The 22986-nt window shown below is 62.9% G+C and carries 23 protein-coding genes; 13 read left to right on the top strand and 10 right to left on the bottom strand.

Annotation, left to right across the window (positions count from 1 at the left end):
* The first annotated feature begins 42 nt into the window (after positions 1–42).
* The gene (locus HUV48_RS07670) at positions 43–957 is read left to right on the top strand and encodes a CE1 family esterase (RefSeq protein ID WP_176267188.1); all 915 of its coding nucleotides are present in this window, start codon (positions 43–45) and stop codon (positions 955–957) included.
* 12 nt (positions 958–969) lie between these two features.
* On the opposite strand, the gene HUV48_RS07665 is transcribed toward HUV48_RS07670, so the two are convergent.
* Positions 970–1917, bottom strand: coding sequence for an ABC transporter ATP-binding protein (locus HUV48_RS07665; RefSeq protein ID WP_176267187.1), 948 nt, complete (start codon positions 1915–1917; stop codon positions 970–972).
* A 126-nt stretch (positions 1918–2043) separates the two neighbouring features.
* On the opposite strand from HUV48_RS07665, the gene HUV48_RS07660 reads away from it, so the two are divergent.
* The 4 genes from HUV48_RS07660 (at position 2044) to HUV48_RS07645 (ending at position 3803) form a co-directional block, all read left to right on the top strand.
* On the top strand, positions 2044–2304 hold the full coding sequence (locus HUV48_RS07660) for a zinc-finger domain-containing protein (protein WP_176267186.1): 261 nt from the start codon (positions 2044–2046) through the stop codon (positions 2302–2304).
* 81 nt (positions 2305–2385) lie between these two features.
* Entirely contained in the window at positions 2386–2805 is a 420-nt protein-coding gene (locus HUV48_RS07655; RefSeq protein ID WP_176267185.1) for a hypothetical protein, read from the top strand.
* Between the two features lie 5 nt (positions 2806–2810).
* Positions 2811–3245, top strand: a complete 435-nt coding sequence (locus HUV48_RS07650; RefSeq protein WP_176267184.1) for a hypothetical protein — start codon at positions 2811–2813, stop codon at positions 3243–3245.
* A gap of 15 nt (positions 3246–3260) precedes the next feature.
* Positions 3261–3803: a DUF924 family protein gene (locus HUV48_RS07645; protein WP_176267183.1), complete on the top strand. Its 543-nt coding sequence runs from the start codon at positions 3261–3263 to the stop codon at positions 3801–3803.
* Between the two features lie 9 nt (positions 3804–3812).
* Here HUV48_RS07645 and HUV48_RS07640 read toward each other — a convergent pair whose 3' ends face one another.
* From HUV48_RS07640 to HUV48_RS07615, 6 genes are all read right to left on the bottom strand, one after another.
* Entirely contained in the window at positions 3813–4790 is a 978-nt protein-coding gene (locus tag HUV48_RS07640) for an NAD(P)H-dependent flavin oxidoreductase (protein ID WP_176267182.1), read from the bottom strand.
* The gene (locus tag HUV48_RS07635; protein ID WP_318656067.1) at positions 4787–5455 is read right to left on the bottom strand and encodes an endonuclease III domain-containing protein; all 669 of its coding nucleotides are present in this window, start codon (positions 5453–5455) and stop codon (positions 4787–4789) included. The genes HUV48_RS07640 and HUV48_RS07635 overlap by 4 nt, the downstream gene beginning before the upstream one ends.
* Positions 5445–6149: an endonuclease III domain-containing protein gene (locus HUV48_RS07630; RefSeq protein WP_176267181.1), complete on the bottom strand. Its 705-nt coding sequence runs from the start codon at positions 6147–6149 to the stop codon at positions 5445–5447. The genes HUV48_RS07635 and HUV48_RS07630 overlap by 11 nt, the downstream gene beginning before the upstream one ends.
* A gap of 34 nt (positions 6150–6183) precedes the next feature.
* Positions 6184–6960 carry an FkbM family methyltransferase gene (locus tag HUV48_RS14225; RefSeq protein WP_318656066.1) on the bottom strand — a complete coding sequence of 259 codons (777 nt, stop codon included), beginning with the start codon at positions 6958–6960 and terminating at the stop codon, positions 6184–6186.
* Positions 6951–8525 carry a glutamine-hydrolyzing GMP synthase gene (gene guaA / locus HUV48_RS07620; RefSeq protein WP_176267180.1) on the bottom strand — a complete coding sequence of 525 codons (1575 nt, stop codon included), beginning with the start codon at positions 8523–8525 and terminating at the stop codon, positions 6951–6953. The genes HUV48_RS14225 and guaA overlap by 10 nt, the downstream gene beginning before the upstream one ends.
* Before the next feature lie 325 nt (positions 8526–8850).
* Positions 8851–10236, bottom strand: coding sequence for an L-serine ammonia-lyase (locus HUV48_RS07615; protein WP_176267179.1), 1386 nt, complete (start codon positions 10234–10236; stop codon positions 8851–8853).
* A gap of 126 nt (positions 10237–10362) precedes the next feature.
* Between HUV48_RS07615 and gyrB the strand changes: the two genes are divergently transcribed.
* The 5 genes from gyrB to ahpF all read left to right on the top strand — a co-directional run bounded on the left by gyrB (position 10363) and on the right by ahpF (position 16991).
* Complete coding sequence (gene gyrB, locus HUV48_RS07610; protein WP_176267178.1) at positions 10363–12882, top strand: DNA topoisomerase (ATP-hydrolyzing) subunit B; 2520 nt, start codon at positions 10363–10365, stop codon at positions 12880–12882.
* Positions 12883–13005: 123 nt separating this feature from the next.
* The gene (locus tag HUV48_RS07605; RefSeq protein ID WP_176267177.1) at positions 13006–13833 is read left to right on the top strand and encodes an alpha/beta fold hydrolase; all 828 of its coding nucleotides are present in this window, start codon (positions 13006–13008) and stop codon (positions 13831–13833) included.
* 97 nt (positions 13834–13930) lie between these two features.
* Positions 13931–14515 carry a septal ring lytic transglycosylase RlpA family protein gene (locus HUV48_RS07600; protein WP_225871568.1) on the top strand — a complete coding sequence of 195 codons (585 nt, stop codon included), beginning with the start codon at positions 13931–13933 and terminating at the stop codon, positions 14513–14515.
* A gap of 141 nt (positions 14516–14656) precedes the next feature.
* Entirely contained in the window at positions 14657–15223 is a 567-nt protein-coding gene (ahpC, locus tag HUV48_RS07595; RefSeq protein ID WP_176267176.1) for an alkyl hydroperoxide reductase subunit C, read from the top strand.
* Between the two features lie 178 nt (positions 15224–15401).
* Positions 15402–16991, top strand: a complete 1590-nt coding sequence (gene ahpF / locus HUV48_RS07590; protein WP_176267175.1) for an alkyl hydroperoxide reductase subunit F — start codon at positions 15402–15404, stop codon at positions 16989–16991.
* 27 nt (positions 16992–17018) lie between these two features.
* On the opposite strand, the gene HUV48_RS07585 is transcribed toward ahpF, so the two are convergent.
* The 3 genes from HUV48_RS07585 to HUV48_RS07575 are packed head-to-tail and all read right to left on the bottom strand — an operon-like array spanning position 17019 to position 19535.
* A complete protein-coding gene (locus HUV48_RS07585; RefSeq protein WP_176267174.1) occupies positions 17019–17588 on the bottom strand; it encodes a Smr/MutS family protein in 570 nt (189 codons plus the stop codon).
* Positions 17585–18832, bottom strand: a complete 1248-nt coding sequence (gene mltA / locus HUV48_RS07580) for a murein transglycosylase A (protein ID WP_176267173.1) — start codon at positions 18830–18832, stop codon at positions 17585–17587. Before mltA ends, HUV48_RS07585 begins: the two co-directional genes overlap by 4 nt.
* A 46-nt stretch (positions 18833–18878) precedes the next feature.
* Positions 18879–19535, bottom strand: coding sequence for a Tim44/TimA family putative adaptor protein (locus HUV48_RS07575; protein WP_176267172.1), 657 nt, complete (start codon positions 19533–19535; stop codon positions 18879–18881).
* Positions 19536–19794: 259 nt separating this feature from the next.
* On the opposite strand from HUV48_RS07575, the gene secB reads away from it, so the two are divergent.
* The 3 genes from secB to trpS all read left to right on the top strand — a co-directional run bounded on the left by secB (position 19795) and on the right by trpS (position 22983).
* On the top strand, positions 19795–20319 hold the full coding sequence (gene secB, locus HUV48_RS07570; protein WP_176267171.1) for a protein-export chaperone SecB: 525 nt from the start codon (positions 19795–19797) through the stop codon (positions 20317–20319).
* A gap of 61 nt (positions 20320–20380) precedes the next feature.
* Positions 20381–21964: a murein biosynthesis integral membrane protein MurJ gene (gene murJ / locus HUV48_RS07565; protein WP_176267170.1), complete on the top strand. Its 1584-nt coding sequence runs from the start codon at positions 20381–20383 to the stop codon at positions 21962–21964.
* An 8-nt stretch (positions 21965–21972) separates the two neighbouring features.
* Positions 21973–22983, top strand: a complete 1011-nt coding sequence (trpS, locus tag HUV48_RS07560) for a tryptophan--tRNA ligase (RefSeq protein WP_176267337.1) — start codon at positions 21973–21975, stop codon at positions 22981–22983.
* The last annotated feature ends 3 nt before the right edge of the window (positions 22984–22986 follow it).

The following is a 22986-nucleotide window of genomic DNA, read 5'->3' as shown; positions in this document are numbered from 1 at the left end:
TATCATGCGCCGCAAACACACAAGCAAGCGAGGGTCGCCAGAATGAATATCCGCCATGTTATCGGACTGCTCGCAGTCCTGCTCGGCCTCGCGAGCCTGCCGCAGGCTGCACTGGCGCACGAAATCTGCCGGATCGGAACGCCGGGCCAAACGGTGCGCGTTTCGGTCGCCGATACGGGGCGCACGATGATGTTCCACCGGCCCGCCGGTGCGGCCGCCGACGCGCCCCTGCCTCTTGTATTCCTACTGCACGGCAGCGGAGGGAACGGCGCGGACATGCTCAAATCGACCCGCCTCGAAGCGACTTCGGATAAGCAGGGTTTCATCGTTGCGGCGCCCGATGCCGGCATTCCGCTCGAACGCGGCTACGTCTGGAACATCCCTGGTGTGCCGACCATCACGGGCGAGATACCCGGTCCCGAAGATGCCGACGATGTCGCCTTTTTCGGAACGGCGATCGACTGGCTGGCAGAGCAGGGATGTATCGCGCGCGACCAAGTCTACGCGACCGGGCTTTCGGGCGGCGGACGCATGACCTCGTGGCTCGGCTGTACGGCGTCGGACCGCTTCGCTGCGATTGCGCCGGTCGTCGGGCTTCGCGCGGGCAACCCCGATGCCGAGAACCCGCAACAGCCCGATCCGGCGACCTGCAATCCCGATCATACGGTGCCGGTCTTCGCCTTCGCGGGCGGGACAGATACCGTCAATCCGCCAGGCGGCGGAGGCGCGGGCTACTGGCAGTATTCAATGGACGCGGCGCTGGCGCGGTGGGCCGAGCTCGGCGAATGCAGCGAAGAGCCGCAAGAGCTCGAACTTTCCGAAAACGTTACCGAAACGCGCTACAACCGGTGCAACAAGTGCGCCTGGGTGATCGGCCGCGTCGTCGAAGATCGCGGCCACGAATGGGTGGCAGACAACGACGCGATGTGGAGCTTCTTCAGCAATTACCGCCGCTGAAATCCTCGCAGTTCAGGTGTCGGTCGTCAGCTGGACGAACACGTCTTCCAGATCGGCCTCGCGCGTCGTCACATCCTCGACCGTGACACCGAGTGCGTGGAGCCGGGCGAGAACCTGCCCCGCGGTCGTCGTATCCTTGTCGTAGGTGACCTCGATCGTGCGCGGCCCGGTTTGCTCGACCTTCGCAAAGCTTTCGTCCGAAGGCGCGGCGTTCAAATCGCTGTCCGCAGTCACGACTACGATCTTCTCCCGCGCCATTTCGACGAGTTCGCGCGTCGGCTTGTTGGCGATGAGCTTGCCGTGATTGATGATCGCGATGCGGTCGCACAAGGCTTCGGCTTCTTCGAGGTAATGGGTCGTAAGCACGACCGTCACCCCGTCGTTGTTGAGGTCCGTCACCAGCTCCCACAGCTGGCGCCGGAGTTCGACATCGACACCCGCGGTCGGCTCGTCGAGCACAAGGATCGGCGGCGAATGCACCATCGCCTTCGCAATCAGCAGTCGCCGCTTCATGCCGCCTGACAGCGTTCGTGCATATGCATCGCGCTTGTCGGTCAGGCGCACCGCGGCAAGCAGTTCCTCGCTGCGCCGGTCAGCCTTGCGAATGCCGTAGAAACCGCCCTGGTTCTCGAGCACCTCGAAGGGCGTGAAGAACGGGTCGAAGACGATTTCCTGCGGCACGATACCGATGGACCGCTTCGCGTTGCGCGGGTTCTCGTCGATGTCGAAACCCCAGATACTGGCATGGCCTCCAGTCTTGTTCACGAGGCCGGCAAGAATGTTGATGAGCGTCGATTTGCCCGCACCGTTGGGGCCGAGCAGCCCGAACACCCCGCCCTGCGGCACGTCGAAGCTCACTCCGTCGAGCGCCAGTTTACCCTCGCCCCCGTTGGGATCGGCATACCGCTTCGTCAGATTGTCGATTCGGATGGCGGGCTTGTCGAAGGTTACGGCGGTCATGCGCGCGGCCCTAAGCCTTCCCGCGCCGGTGCTGCAACACAATCCTCGCACCGCAGCGCAAAACGAGCAAAGCACGTCCGCGTAAGGCATTGCCTTAGGGACCACGGCAGATTATCGGCAGAAGCCATGAACATACCTCCCCCCGAAGTGTCCATGGTCGAAATGCGCCGCGTATGGTGCGACGGGGCGACCGACATCCGCAGCGGCGTGAACTACCGGCCGGCTGCTCTCGGCCATCCCAAGATCTACCTCGAGATCGACGAGCACGGCTATGTCGATTGCGGCTATTGCGACCGGCGCTTCGTCCTCATCGGCGGCCCTGCCGACGGGGCCGATCAGGCTGCGCTCAGGGACATTTCCGAAGGGGCCGATCCGGGCCATCCCTGACGGCGGGGAGCCGCCGCGTTTCTCCGGCGTTCAGGGAAGAAGTGCTATGCCTCTTTCCTCTTGCGACACCGGAGAAACACGATGCACCCACGCGCCAAGATTGCGATGATCGTAGCCGGACTGGCAGCGACGGCTCTTGCCGTTCCCGCTGCGGCCCAGGATGATACGGAAATGACCGAGGGCGAACAGGAACTCGCCGAGATCCTCGACGGACGAATTGCAGGCGAGCCGGTCAATTGCCTCGGCTCGATGCACCGCGACCGGGTCCAGACGATCGACAAGACCGCATTCGTGTTCCGCGACGGTGACACTGTCTATGTCAACCGTCCGCGCAGTGCGCGGTTCATCGACGACTTCGATCTGCCGGTCTTCCATCAGTTCGGAGCCGACCTGTGCCGTCTCGACCAGGTCGAGATGCGGGACCGCACCAGCGGTATTCCCGGACCGCGCGTCGTGCTCGAAGAGTTCGTTCCCTACCGTAAGGCTCAAACCGAAGGATAATTGTTATGAAAACGCTTATCTCAGCCGGCGCTGCATTCGCTGCCATTCTCGCGGCTCCGCTTTCCGCCCAAGACAATGCGGACGCGGTGGAACTTACGGAAGGTGAAGCGCAGCTTGCCGAAATGCTCGAAGGACGGGTCGCGGGCGAGCCCGAACGCTGCATCAACACTTTCGGCAGCCGTCCGCTCAAGATTATCGATGATACCGCGATCGTCTACCGCGACGGGGACACGATCTGGGTGAACTACACCCGCAACCCCGACTCGCTCGACGACAACGACATCCTAGTCATCAAGAAATACGGCAGCGCGAGCCAGCTATGCCGGCTCGACAATGTGACGACGCAGGACCGGTTCAGCCATTTTTTTAGCGGCGTGATCTTCCTCGAAGACTTCGTTCCCTACCGCCTGCCCGAAGACGCGGAGCGTAGCGAGGGCTGACGACGCGGGTTTCGCATGAACCCGTACTGGCCGGACGAACTGCTGTTCGTGTTCTTCAAGCGGCTCGGGCCGAGCGACTGGTGGCGGCAGAATACGGCGGTGGACGATATGCTCCGCCGCCGGTATGCGGGCGAATGGCATGCGCTTAGGCATCGTCCGGCAAGCGATTTTCTAAGCAGCCGCGAGCGCGCATTTGCAGCGATCGTCCTGTTCGATCAGATACCGCGCAACATCAACCGCGGCACCCCGCTTGCCTTCGCAAGCGACCCGCTGGCGCTAGAGCTGTCGAAGGCTTTCATCGCGAGAGGCTGGGACCGGACCTTGCCGGACAAGCAGCGCCAGTTCGCGGCGATGCCCTTGATGCATAGTGAGGATCTGCGCGACCAGCGGACTAGCCTGCGCTATTTTGCGAAGCACTTGCCGCAAAACCTGTCCTTCGCGCGCGGTCACTACGAGGCCATTGCCCGCTTCGGACGCTTTCCGCACCGCAACGAAGTTCTGGGACGATCATCGACAGCGCGCGAACGGGAAGCGGTCGCGAACGGACTAGCCTGGTAGAGGCGCCACTTAGGCGGCGTTCTGATAGCCGCCAACGCGTGCGAGAACCTCGTCCGCTTCTGCCATGATCCGGTCGATCAGTTCCTTGCAGGTCGGAATATCGTTTACGAGGCCCGCAACCATTCCGCACGACCATGCGCCTGCATCCATGTTGCCTTCCATCATGATCCGTGGATATACACCCGCCACTTCTTCGATGATGTCTTCGAACTTGAGTTCATCGCCTAGGCGCTTTTCCTTTTCGAGCAGCCGCTCGACCGCGTCGTTGGTCATCACCCGCTCGGTATTGCGCAGCGGCCGCATCACGAGGCGCGTATCCAGTTCGCTCGCATCCACGATCGCCTGCTTCACGTTCTCGTGCACCGGCGCTTCCTTCGTCGCGATAAAGCGCGTGCCCATGTTCATGCCCGCAGCCCCCATCGCGAGGCTGGCGACGAGGCTGCGCCCGTCCGCCATCCCGCCCGAGGAAACGAAGGGTATTTCAAGTTCGTCCGCCGCGCGGGGCAGCAGGATGAAGTTCGGAATATCGTCCTCGCCGGGATGACCGCCGCATTCGAAGCCGTCGACCGATACCGCGTCGCAGCCGATCTCCTGCGCTTTCAGCGCGTGGCGTACGCTGGTGCATTTGTGGATGACCTTGATGCCTGCATCCTTGAGGTAAGGGAGCACCTGCACCGGGTTGTTACCCGCCGTTTCCACGGCCTTCACCCCGCCCTCGATAATCGCCTTGATGATCGCGGGATAGTCGGGCGCATTGACGGTCGGCAGGAAGGTGACGTTCACGGCGAAGGGCTTATCCGTCATATCGCGGCACTTGGCGATTTCGTTCGCAAGGTCCTGCGGCGTCTTCTGCGTCAGGCCGGTAATCGTGCCGAGCCCCCCGGCATTCGACACCGCAGCTGCCATTTCGGCGAAACCGACATAGTGCATGCCGCCCTGAATGATCGGATGCTCGATGCCGAACAATTCGGTGATGGCGGTTTTCATGCGGTCTTCTCCCCTGTTTCGGCATACTCCCCGAACCACTCGCACAGGTCCGAGACCGGGCAGATGCCGCATTTCGGAGCGCGCGCGGTGCAGATGCGCTTGCCGAACTGGATGAGCCAGAAATGCCCGTCCCGCAAGGCCCAGCGGGGCGCCCGCGCTTCAAGCTGGGACGCCGTAACGTCAGCGGTCTTCGCCGCAGTCAGCCCGATCCGGTTGCAGACGCGGTGAACATGCGTATCGACCGCAATCACGTCCTTTCCGAAGGTGAAACTCAGCACGATGTCGGCGCACTTCCGACCTATCCCCGGCATCGCCAGCAGCCCTTCGCGCGTATCCGGCACGGTCCCGCCATGCTCCGCGATCAGGGTTTCGCAGAAGCGGCGGATATTGCGCGTCTTCATGTTGTAGAGCCCGCACGGCTTGATCGCAGCGGCAATCTGCTCGTCGGTCAGGTCCCGCATGGCTTCCGGTGTATTCGCCAGCGCAAACAGGTTCTGCGCCGCCTTCGCCGTATTGCGGTCGAGCGACTGCGCCGACAGCATGCAGGATATGCATGAGCGAAAAGCGTCAGGCTGCCCCTTCGGCCCCTTGGCGTTCTTCGTGCGGCCCGGCATCGCCTTCGCCAGCCGTTGCAGCACTTCGACGGTTTCGGCGTCAGTCAGCACGGCGGCGCCCCGTTTCGCATAGATCGCGGACTGGGCATGGTATGCAGTCGGGCGCGGAAGGACGGCAGAAGTTCTGCCCGAGCTTCTTCATCAGAAGGTGATGCTCGTCCCATGTCGCGGCGCTCCATTCCTCCGGCATGAAAGGCGTCAGCGCCTGTTCGGTCCGCGTGGTATCGGCCTTCGCCGGGACCACCCCCATCCGCTGGACGATACGGCGATGATGCCCGTCGATCACCAACGCCCGGCGCTCGAAACTGCTCGCATTCATCACGCCCGCGCTGATTTTGCGCGCGACGCCCGGCAAGTGCTCGAGCCAGCGCATGGCCGCCTCGGTATCGAGTTCAGCAATATGCGAAAGGTCCGCGGCGCCGCATCGTTCGACCAAGGCGGACAGGCAGTTCTTCAGCCGCTCCGCCGCCATGTTCGGATAGGTTTGCGTCGCGAGATCACGTTGCAGTTCTTCGAGCGGCGCGTCGGCCACCGCTTCCCAGCTACCGTATTTCGCCAGTAGCCGGTCGGTCGCCGCATTCGAGGTTTCCGACTTCGTACGCGCACCGATCACGCCCTGCACCAGCGTCCAAACGGGATCGCGGCGGCGCTGAGAGAGGTCGATGTGGCCGAAAGTCTGCACGAGCCGCGCCTGCACCTCGCGCAGATTTGCGGTTCGGGGATCGGAGCCGAGGGACAGTTGCATCGCCATCAAGAGATTGGCGCGCTCGGCGCGAACATCAAGCGGCGCGCACGTACCAGTCGTCGAACTGCGAGACGTGTTCTAGCCGCCGCTCGTAACCCTGCGCCTCCAGCAAGGCGCGGATACGCTCCCGATTGTCGGTGTAGTTATGCTCGCAGGTGATGACGCGGATGGAATAGCGCGCGAAGTCGAACGCTTCGAGAATGGCAAACTCGCTGCCTTCGGTATCGATGGAGAGGTAGTCGATTTCAGCCGGTGCTTCGTGCTGTGCGAGCAGATCGGTCAGCGAGACCGTTTGGACATCGTAGGACGCGGCGCCCCGGCGCGCAGCAGCATGGTGGTCGCTACCGGTGAACGCACCAATGGTCGACAGCTCCGCTTCGCCGGTTTCGCTAAACGGCAATCGCTCGCCCGACGTATGCCATACGCAGCGCCGGTCGACGATGCAGTCGCGGTTCTCTTCCAGCAAGGCGTGCCAGCAGCGCGCCGGCTCTGCCAGAATGCCGCTCCAGTCGAATTTCTTCTCAAGCAAATGCGTGTTCGAAAGCGTTTTTCCGTCAGTCGCTCCAAATTCGACAAAATATCCGCCGCGCTTGAACCCCGTTATCGCCAGCGCGAACAAATCCTGTCGGAGCTGGGCTGTGGATGCATCGAGCAAGGGAAGCAGACGAGGCGCTTGCTCGGGTAACGCTTTAAGAAAAGCTAGATTGTGCCCCGCGCCGCGATCTGCGCGCAGACTTTCCAGTTCGCGTTGCCGGACGATTCCGATGCCCGCCCGCGCCGCCAGCCGCCTGACCCGCCTAGCTATTCCCACTCTATCGTGCCGGGCGGCTTGGAGGTGTAGTCGTAGACCACGCGGTTGATGCCCTTGACCTCGTTAACGATGCGCGTGGCGACGGCCGAGAGGAAGCTTGCATCGAACGGATATACGTCTGCCGTCATTCCGTCGGTGCTCGTCACGGCGCGCAGACCGCAGACGCTGTCGTAGGTGCGGCCGTCACCCATCACGCCGACAGTCTTTACGGGAAGCAGCACGGCGAACGCTTGCCAGATCGCGTCGTAAAGGCCCGCGCGGCGGATTTCCTCGAGGTAGATGGCGTCTGCCATGCGCAAGATGTCGCAGCGTTCCTTCGTTACCTCGCCCGGAATGCGGATCGCGAGCCCGGGACCAGGGAACGGATGGCGGCCGACGAAGGCGTCTGGCAGGCCCAGTTCGCGCCCGAGTTCGCGAACCTCGTCCTTGAACAGTTCGCGAAGCGGTTCGACCAGCTTCATGTTCATGCGCTCGGGAAGGCCGCCGACGTTGTGGTGACTCTTGATCGTGACGCTCGGCCCGCCGGTGAAGGAAACACTCTCGATCACGTCGGGATAAAGCGTGCCCTGCGCAAGGAAGTCGGCTCCGCCGATCTTCCGCGCCTCTTCTTCGAACACGTCGATGAAGGTCTTGCCGATGAACTTGCGCTTCCTTTCGGGGTCGGTTTCGCCTGCAAGGCCGCCGAGAAACTGCTCCTCGACGTCCACGTGAACGAGCGGAATGTTGTAATGCCCCTTGAACAAGCTGACGACCTGCTCCGCTTCGCCCTGGCGCAGCAGTCCGTGGTCCACGAAGACGCAGGTAAGTTGCTCACCGATCGCCTCGTGAATGAGGACCGCGGCCACCGCGCTGTCGACCCCGCCCGACAGGCCGCAGATGACTTTGCCGTCGCCGACCTGCTCGCGTATTTCCGCGATCTTCGTGGCGCGGAACTCGGCCATCGTCCAATCGCCTTCGAGGCCGCAAACGTGCCGCGCAAAATTTGCGATGAGCTTGGCGCCATCGGGCGTGTGGACCACCTCCGGATGGAACTGCGTGCCGTAATACTTGCGCTCTTCGTCCGCGATGACGGCGAAAGGAGCGCCGTCACTGGTCGCGACGATCTCGAAGCCGTCGGCGAACCGGGTGACCTTGTCCCCGTGGCTCATCCAGACCTGGTGACGCTCGCCTTCTTCCCACAGACCGTCGAACAGCGCGCAGGATTTGCTTACAGTAAGAAAAGCGCGGCCGAACTCGCCACCTTCGCCGGTTTCGTGCCCAGGCCGCACTTCGCCGCCGAGTTGGTGCGTCATGACCTGCTGTCCGTAGCAGATGCCGAGGATCGGGAGGCCGCTGTCGAACAGGCATTGCGGTGCGCGCGGCGAGTCGTCGTCGGGGACGCTGGCGGGAGAACCGGAAAAGATTATGCCCTTGGGCCGCATACGTTCGAAAGCCGCTTCGGCGGCGCTGAAAGGCGCGATTTCCGAATAGACGCCAGCCTCGCGGACCCTCCGCGCGATAAGCTGCGTGACCTGGCTACCGAAGTCGACGATCAGGATGGAATCGGGAAGATGTTCTGGGTCCATGCCGGGGCGATACGGCTGCGACCCCGCAGTTACAAGAAGCGGCACGGCAATATGAACGAACTGCAACTAAGGATCGGTTTAAGCTTGCAAAATTTGCAAGAGGCGACGCGGTTTTGTCATTTGAATACGTCAAGACGCAACATTAGATCGCTATCAACCGGATCCGAGTGTTCTACCCCGAGGCTCGATCCGGCCTCAGTTACGAGCGCCCCAAGACCTCGTGCTGAATTTGTCCGGCCGTTCTATACGGCTCACGCGACAAGGCGCGGTCAGACACTCAGTCCCCTCCCCCCAGAGCTGACCGCGCCATTTCGCTCTTCCCGTATCAGCATTCGATGACGTTTACCGCGAGCCCGCCCTGACTCGTTTCCTTGTACTTTGTTGACATGTCGAGACCGGTCTGACGCATGGTCTCGATCACTTGGTCGAGGCTGACGCAGGTTTCCGCTTCCTCTCTATGCAGCGCTAGCCGGGCCGCGTTGACCGCCTTGACCGCACCGATTGCGTTGCGTTCGATGCACGGAACCTGCACAAGCCCGCCGACGGGGTCGCAGGTCAGTCCGAGATTGTGCTCCATACCGATCTCCGCGGCGCTCGCGACTTGCGGCGGGCTTGCGCCCCACAGTGCGGCGAGCCCGCCCGCTGCCATCGAGCAGGCCACCCCCACTTCGCCCTGACAGCCCATTTCCGCGCCGGAAATCGACGCGCGCTGTTTGTAGAGAAGCGCGATCGCGCCGGAGGTCAGCAGGAACTTGCGGCGGCTGTCGCGGCATGGCTTCTCGTCCGCGGTCTTGCAGTAGAAGCGGATTACCGCCGGCAGGATACCCGCCGCCCCGTTGGTCGGCGCCGTCACCACCCGCCCGCCTGCCGCATTTTCTTCGTTGACCGCCATCGCGTAGCAGTTGAGCCAGTCGAACAGTTCCTCGCGCTCGTTCGATCTTGGCGTCCCGTTCAACCGGTCCCACATGGCGGGCGCACGCCGGTGAACATTGAGGCCGCCGGGCAGAATACCGGTCTGCGACAATCCGCGCTCGATGCATTGATCCATTGCCTTCGCGATGCGGTCGATGCCCTGCAGCGTCTTCTCCCGGCTACGGAAAGCATCCTCGTTGGCGAGAACCACTTCCGCGATCGCGAGCGCTTCCCGCTCGCAGATGCTGAGCAGTTCTTCGGCCGATCCGAAGTCGTAGGGTACCGAAACCGCCGTGCGGACGCGGTCGCCCTTGGCCGGTTTGCGTAGCTGCGCCTCGGTCGCGACGAAGCCGCCGCCGGTCGAGAAGTAGGTGCGGTCCGACAGTACCTTTCCTTCCGCGTCGCTCGCGGTCAGGCGCATCCCGTTCGGATGGAGGTCCGGCACGATATGGCCCGCGAGGTCGATATTGTCCCTGATCGAGAAGGCGATGGCATGGCTCCCGCCGAGCGAAAGGCGGCCGCTTTCGCGCACCTGCTCCAGAGCACCCTCGCCTTCGTCCGGATCGAGCCGGTCGGGCCGGTAGCCCATCAGACCGAGAACGCTTGCGCCGATCGTGCCATGCCCGGTTCCCGTCAGTGCAAGCGAGCCTTGCAGTTCGATCTGCACCCGCTGCGTTCGCTCGAGCTTGCCGGACTTTCTCAGCGCCCGCACGAACATGGCTGCGATCCGCATCGGTCCCACGGTATGGGAGGACGAGGGACCGATGCCGATGCGGAAAATATCGAGAATGGAGAGCATGATCGAACCTTGCGCCCAAGCGCGCCCTTGATCAACCGGTTACGAATGAAACCGCCTCGTGATCGCTGTGGGTAAAAAGGAAGCCGAAACTTTGGCTTTCCGCCTCTTCGCGCCTATATAATCGGTATGGACGAGAAAGCAGAAAAACTTCCCAATCAGAATGGGTACGGCGCGGATTCGATCAAGGTCCTCAAGGGCCTCGACGCAGTGCGCAAACGCCCCGGCATGTATATCGGCGATACCGACGACGGGTCGGGCCTCCACCACATGGTGTTCGAGGTATCGGATAACGCAATCGACGAGGCGCTGGCAGGTCACTGCGATCTCGTACTGATCGAACTCAACCCCGACGGGAGCGTGTCGGTGGAGGACAACGGCCGCGGAATCCCCGTCGACATGCACAAGGGCGAGGGCGTTTCGGCAGCCGAGGTCATCATGACGCAGCTGCACGCCGGCGGTAAGTTCGAGAATACGAGCGATGACAACGCGTACAAGGTATCGGGCGGTCTGCACGGCGTGGGCGTCTCGGTCGTGAACGCGCTGAGCGAATGGCTCGAGCTTACGATCTGGCGTGACGGCATCGAACACTGGATGCGCTTCGAGCACGGCAACACCGTTGCGCCGCTCATCGAGAAGGGCCCGGCGCCGGATGGCAAGAAGGGCACACGCGTCACTTTCCTTGCAAGCGAGGACACGTTCAAGAACGTCACGACGTTCGATTTCGACAAGCTCGAACATCGCTACCGCGAGCTCGCGTTCCTGAACTCGGGTGTTCACATCCTGCTGCGCGACAATCGCCACGAGGAAGTGATCGAGCACGACCTGTTCTACGAGGGCGGGATCGCGGCCTTCGTCAAATATCTCGACCGCAACAAGGAAGCCTTGATACCCGAGCCCATCGCCATCGCGGCTGAGAAGGACGGGATCGGGATCGACGTCGCACTCGAATGGAACGACAGCTACTACGAAAACGTGCTGTGTTTCACCAACAACATCCCGCAGCGCGACGGCGGTACGCACTTGGCCGCATTCCGCACCGCGCTGACCCGGACGCTGAACAACTACGCCAGCTCGTCCGGTCTGCTCAAGAAAGAGAAGGTCTCGCTTTCGGGTGAGGACATGCGCGAGGGGCTGACCGCCATCGTTTCCGTCAAGCTACCCGATCCCAAGTTCGGCAGCCAGACGAAAGACAAGCTGGTTTCTTCCGAAGTGCGCCAGCCGCTCGAAAGCCTGATGAGCGACAAGATGACCGAATGGCTCGAGGAAAACCCGAACGAGGCCAAGGTCATCATCCAGAAGGTCATCGACGCCGCCGCCGCTCGCGAAGCCGCCAAACGCGCTCGAGAGATGAGCCGCAAGGGCGCGATGAGTGTGGCGTCCCTCCCCGGCAAGCTCGCCGACTGCCAGGAACGCGATGCAACCAAGGCCGAACTGTTTCTGGTCGAGGGCGATTCCGCAGGCGGAAGCGCGAAGCAGGGCCGCGACCGCAAGACGCAAGCGATCCTGCCGCTTAAGGGTAAGATCCTCAACGTCGAGCGCGCGCGCTTCGACCGGATCATCAGTTCGAAGGAAGTCGGCACGCTGATCCAGGCGATGGGCACCGGCATCCGCGACGAGTTCAATCTCGACAAGCTGCGCTATCATAAGATCGTGATCATGACCGACGCAGACGTCGACGGTGCACATATCCGCACGCTGCTGCTCACCTTCTTTCACCGGCAGATGCCGGAAATCATCAAGGCCGGGCATCTCTACATCGCGCAGCCGCCGCTCTACAAGGTCGGCAAGGGCCGGAGCGAGGTTTACCTAAAGGACAACGCCGCGCTCGACCGGTATCTTGTCGATGCCGGGTTGCAGGGGCGCACGCTCGAAACCGAGGGCGGACCGCGCGGCGAGGGCGAATTGCGCGCGCTGGTTGACCATGCCTTGCAGATGCGCAGCATCCTGGGCTTCGTGCCGCGGAAATACGACGAGACGCTCATCGAGCAGATGGCGCTGGCGGGGGTCTTCGCGCCCGATCTGTCCGACGACGAGCGCCGCGCGGCGCTGGAGCGGACCTGCGAGCGCCTGCTGCTCACCGACCCGGAAGCCCAGTGGACCGTCAACGTGCGCGATAACGGCCTGGTGCAGTTCAGCCGCAGGTGGCGCGGCGTCACCGATGTCTTCGACGTCGAAGGCGCATTCCTCACCAGCGCCGAAGCGCGCAAGCTGCACCGCGTGGCGAGCGAGTTTGCCGATGTCTACGCGCGCCCCGTCGCGCTCGTCAAAAGCGGCTCCGTCGAAACGCAAGCGAACGATGCGGACGACGATGACACGGTCCAGGCAGACGATATCTCGGAAGGTCCGGTTTCGGCGGTCGCCGACAGCGAAGACGCGATCACCCGCCCGACGCAGCTGCTCGACAATGTGCTGGCGGTCGGCCGCAAGGGGCTGAAGGTTCAGCGCTACAAGGGACTGGGCGAGATGAATGCGGAGCAGCTCTGGGAAACGACGCTCGATCCCGACAACCGCGCCCTGCTGCAGGTCGAAGTCGAGGACGCGGACGTAACGGACGAGATCTTCACTCGCCTGATGGGCGATGTCGTCGAACCGCGCCGCGAGTTCATCCAGAACAACGCCCTCAACGTCGCCAACCTCGATATCTGATCGCCGCGCGCAGGTGTGTACGATCCTCGTGCACGCCCCGCCGGTTTCGCGCGCCTGCTGGAACCGCTTCTTGTCCGGTCGATTGGTTTTTCACACGAACCAACGAACGGAAAAGGACCGCCCATGCCGCATTTTACGACCCGCGACGATACGCATATCCGCTATAAGGAACTTGGCGAAGGTCGCCCTGTCATCCTGATCCACGGATGGCCGCTGTCGAGCGACAGCTGGGACCCGGTCATGATGCACATGGCCGAAAACGGCATACGTGCGATCGCCTACGATCGGCGTGGTTTCGGACGGTCCGACCATGCGAAATCCGGCTATGACTACGATACATTCAGCGACGATCTAGCCGATCTCATCGGACATCTCGACTTGACGGACGGGATCGGGCTTGCCGGGTTCTCCATGGGCGGCGGCGAGATCGCCCGCTACATGAGCCGGCACGGCGGCGAGGGCGTGAGCGCCGTGGCGCTGGTCAGCTCGGTCGTGCCCTACATGCTCAAGACCGACGACAATCCCGACGGTGTCCCGCAATCGACGCTCGACAAGATGACCGAGGGCATGAAGAACGACTACCGCCATTTCTTCACCGGCTTCTTCCAGGATTTCTACGGTGACGGCTGGATCAAGGACAAGGTCACGGACGAGGAGAAGGACTGGGCGTGGATGACCACGATGATGAGCGCGAAATGGGCGACGATGAAATCGGCCGAGGCCTTTGGTACCACCGATTTTCGCCCCGATTTGAAAAGCTTCACTGTCCCCACGCTGGTCATCCACGGAACCGATGACAGAACCGTGCCGATCGATGCGACCGGACGCGCGGTCGCTGACGCTGTGCCGTCCGCACGGTTGGTCGAGTATAACGGCGAACCCCATGCCGTATTCGCGACGCAGACCGACCGGCTCGCGAAGGACCTGACCGAGTTCTTCCAAGCCAACTGACCATTCACCGCCGCACCTGAAAACGAAAGAGGGCGGGTTTCCGTCGGAAATCCGTCCTTTTTCGGAACATCGACGGGTGCCTATCCCTTGATAGTGTATGAGGGATACAACACAGACCGACGAAACCGCCCATACTCTACCGACACGCCGCGAACGTCTCGGCGCTTTCATGCGTCTCAAGACCGAGCGCAAGGCGCTGCTCGGCGGAGTAGGCGCGCTTGCGGCTGTCGGTCTAGCGCTCAGCGGGATGCTCTGGAACGAGAGCAAGGCGACCGAAGTGGTCAAGCTCGGTCAGGGTGTCGCAAGCGTCGAACAGCAGCCGATTGCCGCTTTCGAACCGCGCCCGCAGCCGGCTGAGGCCGAACCCGCGCCTACCGCTTCGGAAAGCCCGATGAAGAGCGGGCACGCCAGCTATTACGGAAACGAGTTTTCTGGAAAACGCACCGCCAGTGGCGAAGTGTTCAATCCGGGTGAACTCACGGCAGCGCACCGGACTTTACCGATGGGCAGCCGCGTACGCGTCACCAACCCCCGCAGCGGCGACAGCATCGTCGTTCGCATCAACGACCGCGGGCCCTTTCACGGCAACCGCGTGATCGATCTTTCCGCTGCGGCCGCACGCTCGATCGGGCTCATCCGCCAAGGAACGGGGCAGGTGAACCTGGCGCTTCTGGTTCGCTGATCCGCATCGGGCTGTTCGTAATAAAGTTCCAAATTCCTGATTGAATTTTCCGATGTTAGCAATCGCAACATTCCGCTTTTGTGCAGCGCACCAACGCTTATGTGGAAGAGGACAGTTCACACACCTCAACAGGAGCAATTCATGGGTATTATCGGAAGCACCATCAAGCCGTTCTCGGCTACCGCATTCCAGGCCGGACAGGACTTCTTTCAGGTCACCGACGAAGACGTCAAAGGCAAATGGGCGATCTTCTTCTTCTATCCGGCGGACTTCACCTTCGTGTGCCCGACCGAACTCGAAGACCTCGGCGAACACTACGACCAGCTGCAGAAGCTCGGTGTCGAAGTCTACGGTGTCAGCACCGACACGCACTTCAGCCACAAGGCATGGCACGACACGTCGGAGCGGATCGGCAAGCTGAAGTTCCCGTTCCTCGGCGACCAGCTTCACACCTTGTCGAAGAATTTCGACGTATTGCGTGAGGAAATGGGTCTCGCCGACCGCGCGACCTTTGTGATCGATCCCGACGGCGTCATCCAGATCGTCGAGCAGACCTGCGAAGGCGTGGGCCGCAATGCGAACGAGCTCGTCCGCAAGATCCGCGCAGCGCAATATGTCCGCGAAAACCCTGGCCAGGTCTGCCCTGCCGCGTGGGAAGAAGGTTCAGAAACGCTTGCCCCGTCGCTTGACCTTGTAGGCAAGATTTAAGCACCTAGATATTACGAGAACCGGAGCTGCATACGCAGCCCGGTAGACGGCCGAAGCGGATCAAACCGCTCGGGTCGCACGAAGGTCCGGGGCGATCCTCCCCCCCAATCCCCCAGCCCCGGACCTTTTCGTTCTCCCTTCCAGATTTCAGAAATTCCGTCAGCCGAAAGGGCGTATCATGCTCGATTCCGCAATGCAGTCGCAGCTTCAGCAATATCTCACGAACCTTCGCGAGCCGGTCGAGCTCGTCGCTTCGCTGGGAGACGATCCCAAGAGCGACAAGACCCGCGAATTGCTCGAAGAGATCGCCGCGCTTCATGGCGACGTGACCGCTTCGTTCGACGGCACCGACGAGCGCAAACCGAGCTTTATCATTCGCCGCGCTGGCGACGCTCAAAAATGGGTGCGCTTCGCCGGGCTGCCGCTCGGCCATGAGTTCACCTCGCTGGTGCTCGCGCTGCTGTGGGCCGGCGGCCATCCGCCGAAGGTCGATGCGGATCTCATCGAGCAGGTGCGCGCACTCGAAGGCGACTTCGAGTTCGAGATGTATTTCTCCCTCTCCTGCCACAACTGCCCCGACGTGGTGCAAGCGCTCACGCTGATGGCGCTCGAAAACCCGCGCATTACCGCGACACTGATCGAGGGCGGTACCTACCAGGACGAAGTCGAAGAGCGCGGCGTGCTCGCCGTCCCCGCGACCTTCCTGAACGACAAACCGTTCTACAACGGCAAGATGGAACTCGCCGAAGTTCTATCGAAGCTCGATAGCGGCGCCGACAAGAAGACGGCCGAAACGTTGAGCGCGAAAGAGCCGTTCGAAGTGCTCGTCGTGGGCGGCGGACCCGCCGGCGCGGCGGCATCTGTCTATACCGCGCGCAAGGGCTTTCGCACCGGCATCGCCGCTGAACGTCTAGGTGGGCAGCTCAACGACACACTCGGCATCGAGAACCTGCCCGGCACGGCCTATACCGAAGGGCCGAAGCTTGCCGCGAACCTCGAAAACCACGTCGGCGAATACGAGATCGACGTGATGAACCTCGCGCGCGGCGTTAAGCTGTCTCCGGCTGCGGAAGCGGGCGAGATGCATACGCTCGAACTCGCGAACGGCGGCACGCTGAAGGCACGCTCGCTCATTCTCGCAACCGGCGCACGCTGGCGCAACCTCGGCGTTCCGGGCGAGCAGGACTACCGCGGCAAGGGAGTGGCATACTGCCCGCACTGCGACGGCCCGCTGTTCAAGGGCAAGCGTGTCGCGGTGATCGGCGGAGGAAACTCCGGCGTGGAAGCGGCCATCGACCTTGCGAACATCGTGGGTCACGTCACGCTGATCGAATACGACAGCCAGCTTCGCGCCGACGAAGTGCTCCAGCGCAAGCTGCGCAGCTTGTCCAATGTTGACGTGCTGACAAGCGCGCAGACGACGGAAATCCTCGGCGACGGCAGCAAGGTGTCCGCGCTTGTCTACAAGGACCGCGAGAGCGGCGAGGAAAGCCGCATCGAACTCGCCGGCGTGTTCGTACAGATCGGCCTCGTTCCCAATACCGAATGGCTCAAGGGAAGCGGGCTCGACCTGTCCAAGTTCGGCGAGATCATTGTCGACGAGCGCGGAGCGACCAATCTGCCCGGTATTTTTGCGGCAGGCGATGCGACAACTGTACCCTACAAGCAGATCGTCACCGCCATGGGCGACGGATCGAAGGCTGCCCTGTCGGCGTTCGACTACCTCATCCGCAACGAAAGCGCGGAGGAAATCGCGCAGGCCGCTTGAACTCTGCTCGGTAAATTCGAATGGCGTTCATGCGCCGCGCCGAATGATGAGATAAAGCGCACCCTCGCCCCCGTGGCGGCGGTGCGCTTTTCTTATGGCGGCGATTGCGTCCGCGTGCTGGCCTGCGGCGAGCCAGTCGAGCAGCTTGGCGCGGATTGCGCCGCGGCGTTCTGCCCGGTCGGCGGCTTCGACGGGCCGCGATTTACCGGCGATCAGCAGCACGATGCGCGCGCCCATCGCTCGCGCCTGCGCCAGTCCGCTGTCGAGCCGGTGGTATGCCGCATCGAGGCCGTGACCGTGCAGATCGAGCGTGAAGTCCGGCTCTATTCCCCCTGATTTGAGTTTGCGTTCCCAATGCGAATCGAGATTGCCGGGGGCAATGCTGCGCGGCTTTGCAGGCGCGGATGCCTGCTCTCGCGCCGCCTTCACCGGCACCTTCATCGGCGCCGGCTTCACGGGGGGAGCGGGCGTGGCTGCGATCTTCGGAGCTTCGGCCAGTTTCTTGCCGGCCATAGGCTCCACCGTAGCGGCGAGCTTGCGCCATGCCTCGGCTTCTTCACTGGTCAACCCCCGCGGTGCATTCCCGCGAGCGGTCATCGCCCAGTCAGGGCGTCGAGGCTTCCCTTGGGGAGAAAGATCAGCGCCCGCCCGCGCGCGCTCATGCTGCCGGAAATCTCGCGCGCGTCCGCGCCTGCGCCCCAGAAGGTATCGAAGCGGTTCGCGCCCTTGATCGCGCCGCCGGTATCCTGCGCGATCCAAAGGCCGTTCGCGACCGTGCGGTCGAGTTCGAGCCAGACGGGAGCGCCATAGGGAACGAACCGCGGATCGACCGCCACGCTGCTCTCGCGCCTGACCGGCACGCCGAGCGAACCGAGCGGTCCGTCGCCAGTGAGTTCGCGGAAGAATATCCAGCTCTTGTTGAGGCGCATGAGTTCGCGCCCCTCTTCAGGCCGCTCGCGCAGATATTGCTGAATACCCTGCAGGCTGCCGGCATACTGGCCGGGTCCGTCGCCAATCAGCCCGCGCTCGCGCATGACCGCACCGATGGCGAGATATTCGCGGCCATTTTGCCCATCATAGCCGATCCGCATGACGCTACCGTCGGGCAAGGCGAGCCGCCCCGAGCCCTGGATCTGCAGGAAGAACATCTCGATCGGGTCGGCCGCCCAGGCGATCTCCAGCCCGCGTCCGGCAAGCGCGCCGTCCTCTATCTGAGCGCGGTCGTAGTAATAGTTGAACTGGCCGTTCTCGTCGTAGCGGCCGAGCGGCGCGCGTCCGGTCCGTTCAGTGAGCGCGATGTCTTCTGGCCAGCCGCGCTCCAGATCGGGCGGCAACTTGTAGACCGGAACATCGTAGCCCGGCATGCGGATACGGCTGCCGCGGATTTCCGGCTCGAAATATCCGGTAGCGAACGCTGCGCCATCGCCGACCCGAACAGTTTCGAAATACGTTTCGAAGAAGCGGCGGGCCGCGTCGACCGGCCAGGTGCGCGCCGCGGTGCAAGCAGGCTCCCACGATGCGCCGCGCGTCAGACCGCTACGGTCCTCCCGCCCGGTGATCTTCGGACAGCTTTCGGCGAATGAGCGCAGCGCAGCGCTGGCATCGGCTTCGGTCATGCCGAGCGACGCGATCGAAGGACCGGCAGTGAGGCTGGTCTGCCGCGCGTTCTCGATCGGCGGTGGGGTCGGAGCTGGTACCGGGACGGGGCTAGGTGTCGGGGCCTGCTCAGGTTGCTCGGACCGATCGACCGGCGGAACACCCGTTTCGGGCACCATCCGCACACAACCCGACAGCGCAAGCGATGTCGACACGGCAAGCACGGCCAGCTTCGCGAATTTCATGCCGACCGGCTCCCAACTCTTGCGTCGTCTATCGAAGTTGTAGGCTTTAGCCCTCGTCGGTCTCGTCGAGAACCCAGTTCGGATCGGTTGCCTGGACGTTCCGGGTGAAAGTCCACACGTCGCGGCTCTCCACGGCGTCGTCGAGCGAACCGGCGATGACCGTGCCGTCCTTGTCGCGGGTCACGGTCGCGATGTCGGCAATGAAAAGAACAGCGATGCGGGCGCGCTGCCCTTCCATCTCCGCTTCCTTGATCATCGTGTCCTCGATCCGGATGAGCGTGTTGTCGAGCGTTTCGCCAGCTTCCTCGCGTGCATTGATCGCGCTGCTGAAGCCTTCGTAGACGTCATCGTCGCACAGTTCGCGCAGCGTATCCTTGTCGCCCTTCCAGAAGGCTTCGAGGATCATGCCGTACGCGCCTTTCGCACCTTCGAGGAACGAAGTGATGTCGAACTGCGGATCGGCCGCGGCGATCGCGTTCACGCCGCGCTCCACCACCGGACCCACGCCTTCGATCCGGCCCGGCGCCTGACGTGTCGCTGCAGGACGAAGCTGCACCGTTTTGGCAGGCGGAACCTTCGCATCGTCGTCGAACCGGCGCGGCACCGCTTCCTCTTCCTGATCCGCACGCTTGCCCAGAACCGAATAGAGCCGAAGCCCGAGGAACGCAGCAATCATGGCGAGGATGACAATTTCTAAGATCACGTCGGAGCACCTGTAAATCGGAAGCAAAAATGCGCGCAGCAATGCAAACTACACTAAGTCTCGTGCCTTACATAGGCAGGAATTACAAATCGGCAATGAACCGCAACCGGCAGGCGAACCCTAGCGGCACATGGGCCCAATGCGTCCAAATGTGCGATTGCGGTCATGCCTACCGCCTGCTAGGCGCGCTCTCGCACAGGCGGGCTCCGACAGGCGCCGGCATCCAGTTCGATACGACACATAAAGGCGGGCCTCGACGATGGCTGATGAAAACGACGTTCTTACCGACCTCAATCAGGGCGAAGGTGCCCCCAACGGCGCCGACAATCTGCCGAGCGCCGGGATTATCTCACAGTATGTGAAGGACCTGTCGGTCGAAAACCCGAACGCTCCTTCCGCCTTCCAGTGGCAGGACACGCCGCAGCTCGACGTCCAGTTCAACATCGCCGCCAACCCGGTGAACGAGGAAGTGACCGAGGTCGAGCTTAAGATCACCGCGACCGCCAAGGGAGAAAAGGGCGAGTTCTACATCGTCGAACTGGCCTATGCCGGCCTCGTCGGAATGCGGAACATTCCTGAGGAACAGGGCCATGCGTTCCTGTTCGCAGAGGCCCCGCGTCTGCTCTTCCCCTTCGCGCGCCGCGTCGTTTCGGACGCCGTGCAGGACGCGGGCTTCCCGGCGCTGACGCTCGACCCGATCGACTTCAATGGCCTTTACATCCAGCAGCTTCAGGCGAAGCGCCAGCAGGAAGCCGGCGGAGATATGCCGACGGGCAACGCCTGACCGGCCTGCCCTTCGGTTCGCTGCCGGCAAGGGAGCGATCAGCGCATAGGCACATGACCCGATGAGCCTGCTCAAGAACGTCGGAACGATCGGCGGGCTGACGATGCTCAGCCGCGTGGCCGGCATGGCGCGCGAGATGATCTTCAGCCGCGTGCTCGGCGCCAATGCGGTGACCGACGCGTGGTTTCAGGCCTTCATCCTGCCTAACGTCTTTCGCCGCCTGTTCGCCGAGGGCGCGTTCTCGGCCGCCTTCGTGCCGATGTTTTCGAAGCGCCTCCATGGCGACGGCGGCTTGGAAAGCGCGCGCAGTTTCTCCGACGATGTGCTGAGCGTGTTCCTGCCGGTGCTCATCGTAGTCTGCGCCGTCATGATGCTGGCGATGCCGCTCGTCATCATGGCGCTTGGCGACGGAGGCAGCGATCCGGCGACCTTCGCGATGGAAGTCGACTTCGCGCGGATCATGTTCCCCTACATCCTGCTTGTCAGCGTCGTGACGCTGTTCACCGGGATGCTGAACTCGGTCAGCCGGTTCGCACCGGGTGCGAGCTTTCCGATCCTGCTCAACCTCGTGCTGATCGCCGCTCTGCTGTTCGGCGACTATGCGACGAGCGAGCTCGGTTGGACGACGCGGCAGGTCGGCTACAGCCAGGCATGGGCCGTCACCATCGGCGGCATCGTGCAGCTTGCGTGGGTCTATTACTGGACGCGGGTCGAGGGTTTCCGGCCTCGCCTGCACTGGCCGCGGATCACGCCCGAAGTTAAGCGGCTGTCGATTATTGCCTTGCCCGCAGCGATCGGCGGCGGCGCCTATCAGCTGAACACGCTGGTGCAGCTCTACTTCCTGAATCAGCTCGACAGCGGCTCGATCAGCTACATGAATTACGCCGATCGGCTGAACCAGCTGCCGCTGGGGATCATCGGGATCGCGCTGTCGACCGCAATCCTGCCGACGCTGTCGCGCTTCGTCGGCGCGAAGAATAAGGAAGGGACCGACCGCGTCCAGTCCGATGCGATCGAGTTGTCGATGCTGCTGACGATCCCGGCTGCGGTCGCGCTGGCGGTGTGCGCCGTGCCTTTCGTCACGATGATCTTCGAGGGCGGCCGCTTTAGCCTGGAGCAGGCAGCGCTTACCGGAGACGTGCTGGCCGCCCTCGTCCTCGGTCTGCCGGCCTATGTGCTGGTCAAGGTGCTGGTGCCCAATTTCTATGCCCGTTCTGACACGCGCACGCCGGTCTATGCCGCTTTCGTGTCGCTTGTCGTCTTCGTCGGCGCGAATTTCCTCTTCATCGACGATTTCGGAGTGGTCGGGGTCGCCTTCGCCAGCGTCGTCGGCGCGTGGATCAACGTCGGCTATCTCTACGTCGTGCTGGCGAAGCGCGGCTATTATACCATTCCGCTCGCGCTGGTCGGCCGCATCGCCCGCCAACTCGTCGCCGCGGCTGCGATGGGCGCCGCCTTGTGGTTCGCCCGCGACCTCCTTACTGGGTGGTACTCCGCCGGGCTGTTCGCACGGGCCGGGGCATTGATCGCCCTGATCGCGTGTTCGGCGGTCGTCTATTTCGGCATCGCCTTCGCCATCGGCGCGATCGACCGGCAACGCATCCGAACACTCACCAAGAAAACGAGCCCCGAGGTCACAGAATGAGCAACCCAATGCGCGTCGTCTCCGGCATTCAGCCGACCGGCAGCCTGCACCTCGGCAACTACCTCGGCGCGATCCGTAACTGGGTATCGATGCAGGACGAGGTCGAGGGCGAATGCCTGTTCTTCCTCGCCGATCTGCACGCGCTCTCGATGCCGCATGATCCGGCTGCCCTGAGGGCCGGTACGCTGGAAATGACAGCCGCGCTCGTCGCCTGCGGGATCGATCCGGCCCGCTCCATCCTGTTCAACCAGGCGCAGGTCCCCGCCCACCCCGAGCTGCAATGGCTTTTGAACGGTACCGCCCGCATGGGCTGGCTGAACCGCATGACGCAGTTCAAGGACAAGTCGGGCAAGAACCGTGAGGGCGCAAGCGTGGCGCTGTTCACCTACCCGGTGCTGCAGGCTGCCGACGTGCTGCTCTATCAGGCGACCCACGTTCCGGTGGGCGAGGACCAGAAGCAGCATCTGGAACTGGCGCGCGACATCGCGCAGAAGTTCAACAACGACTTCGCATCGGAGGATGCACCGGTCTTCACCCTGCCCGAACCCTATATCCCGCCGGAAGCGGCGCGCATCATGTCCCTGCGGGACGGTTCGGCAAAGATGAGCAAGTCCGACCCCTCCGACATGAGCCGTATTAACCTCTCGGACGATCCCGACACGGTCATGAAGAAGGTCAAGAAGGCCAAGACCGACCCAGAACCGCTGCCTAGCGATGCCGAGGGGCTGGCTGGGCGCCCCGAAGCGCTCAACCTCGTGTCGATCTACGCCGCGGTTGCGCGCCGCGATGTTGGAAGCGTCCTGTCCGAATATGGCGGACAGGGTTTCGGCGCGTTCAAGCCGGCACTGGGCGAACTCCTGATCGAGACGCTTGGACCGATCTCCGAGCGGTTCACCGAATTGCTGCGCGACCGCGAGGCGCTCGACGCCATTCTGGCGACCGGCGCTGCGAAGGCACGCGAGATGGCCGCGCCTACTCTGGCCGAAACCTACCGCGCGCTGGGATTGCTGCGCGGCTGACGC

The sequence above is a fragment of the Qipengyuania atrilutea genome (assembly GCF_013370205.1).
Lineage (GTDB): Bacteria > Pseudomonadota > Alphaproteobacteria > Sphingomonadales > Sphingomonadaceae > Actirhodobacter > Actirhodobacter atriluteus.
This window is presented reverse-complemented; position numbering and strand designations above follow the sequence as displayed.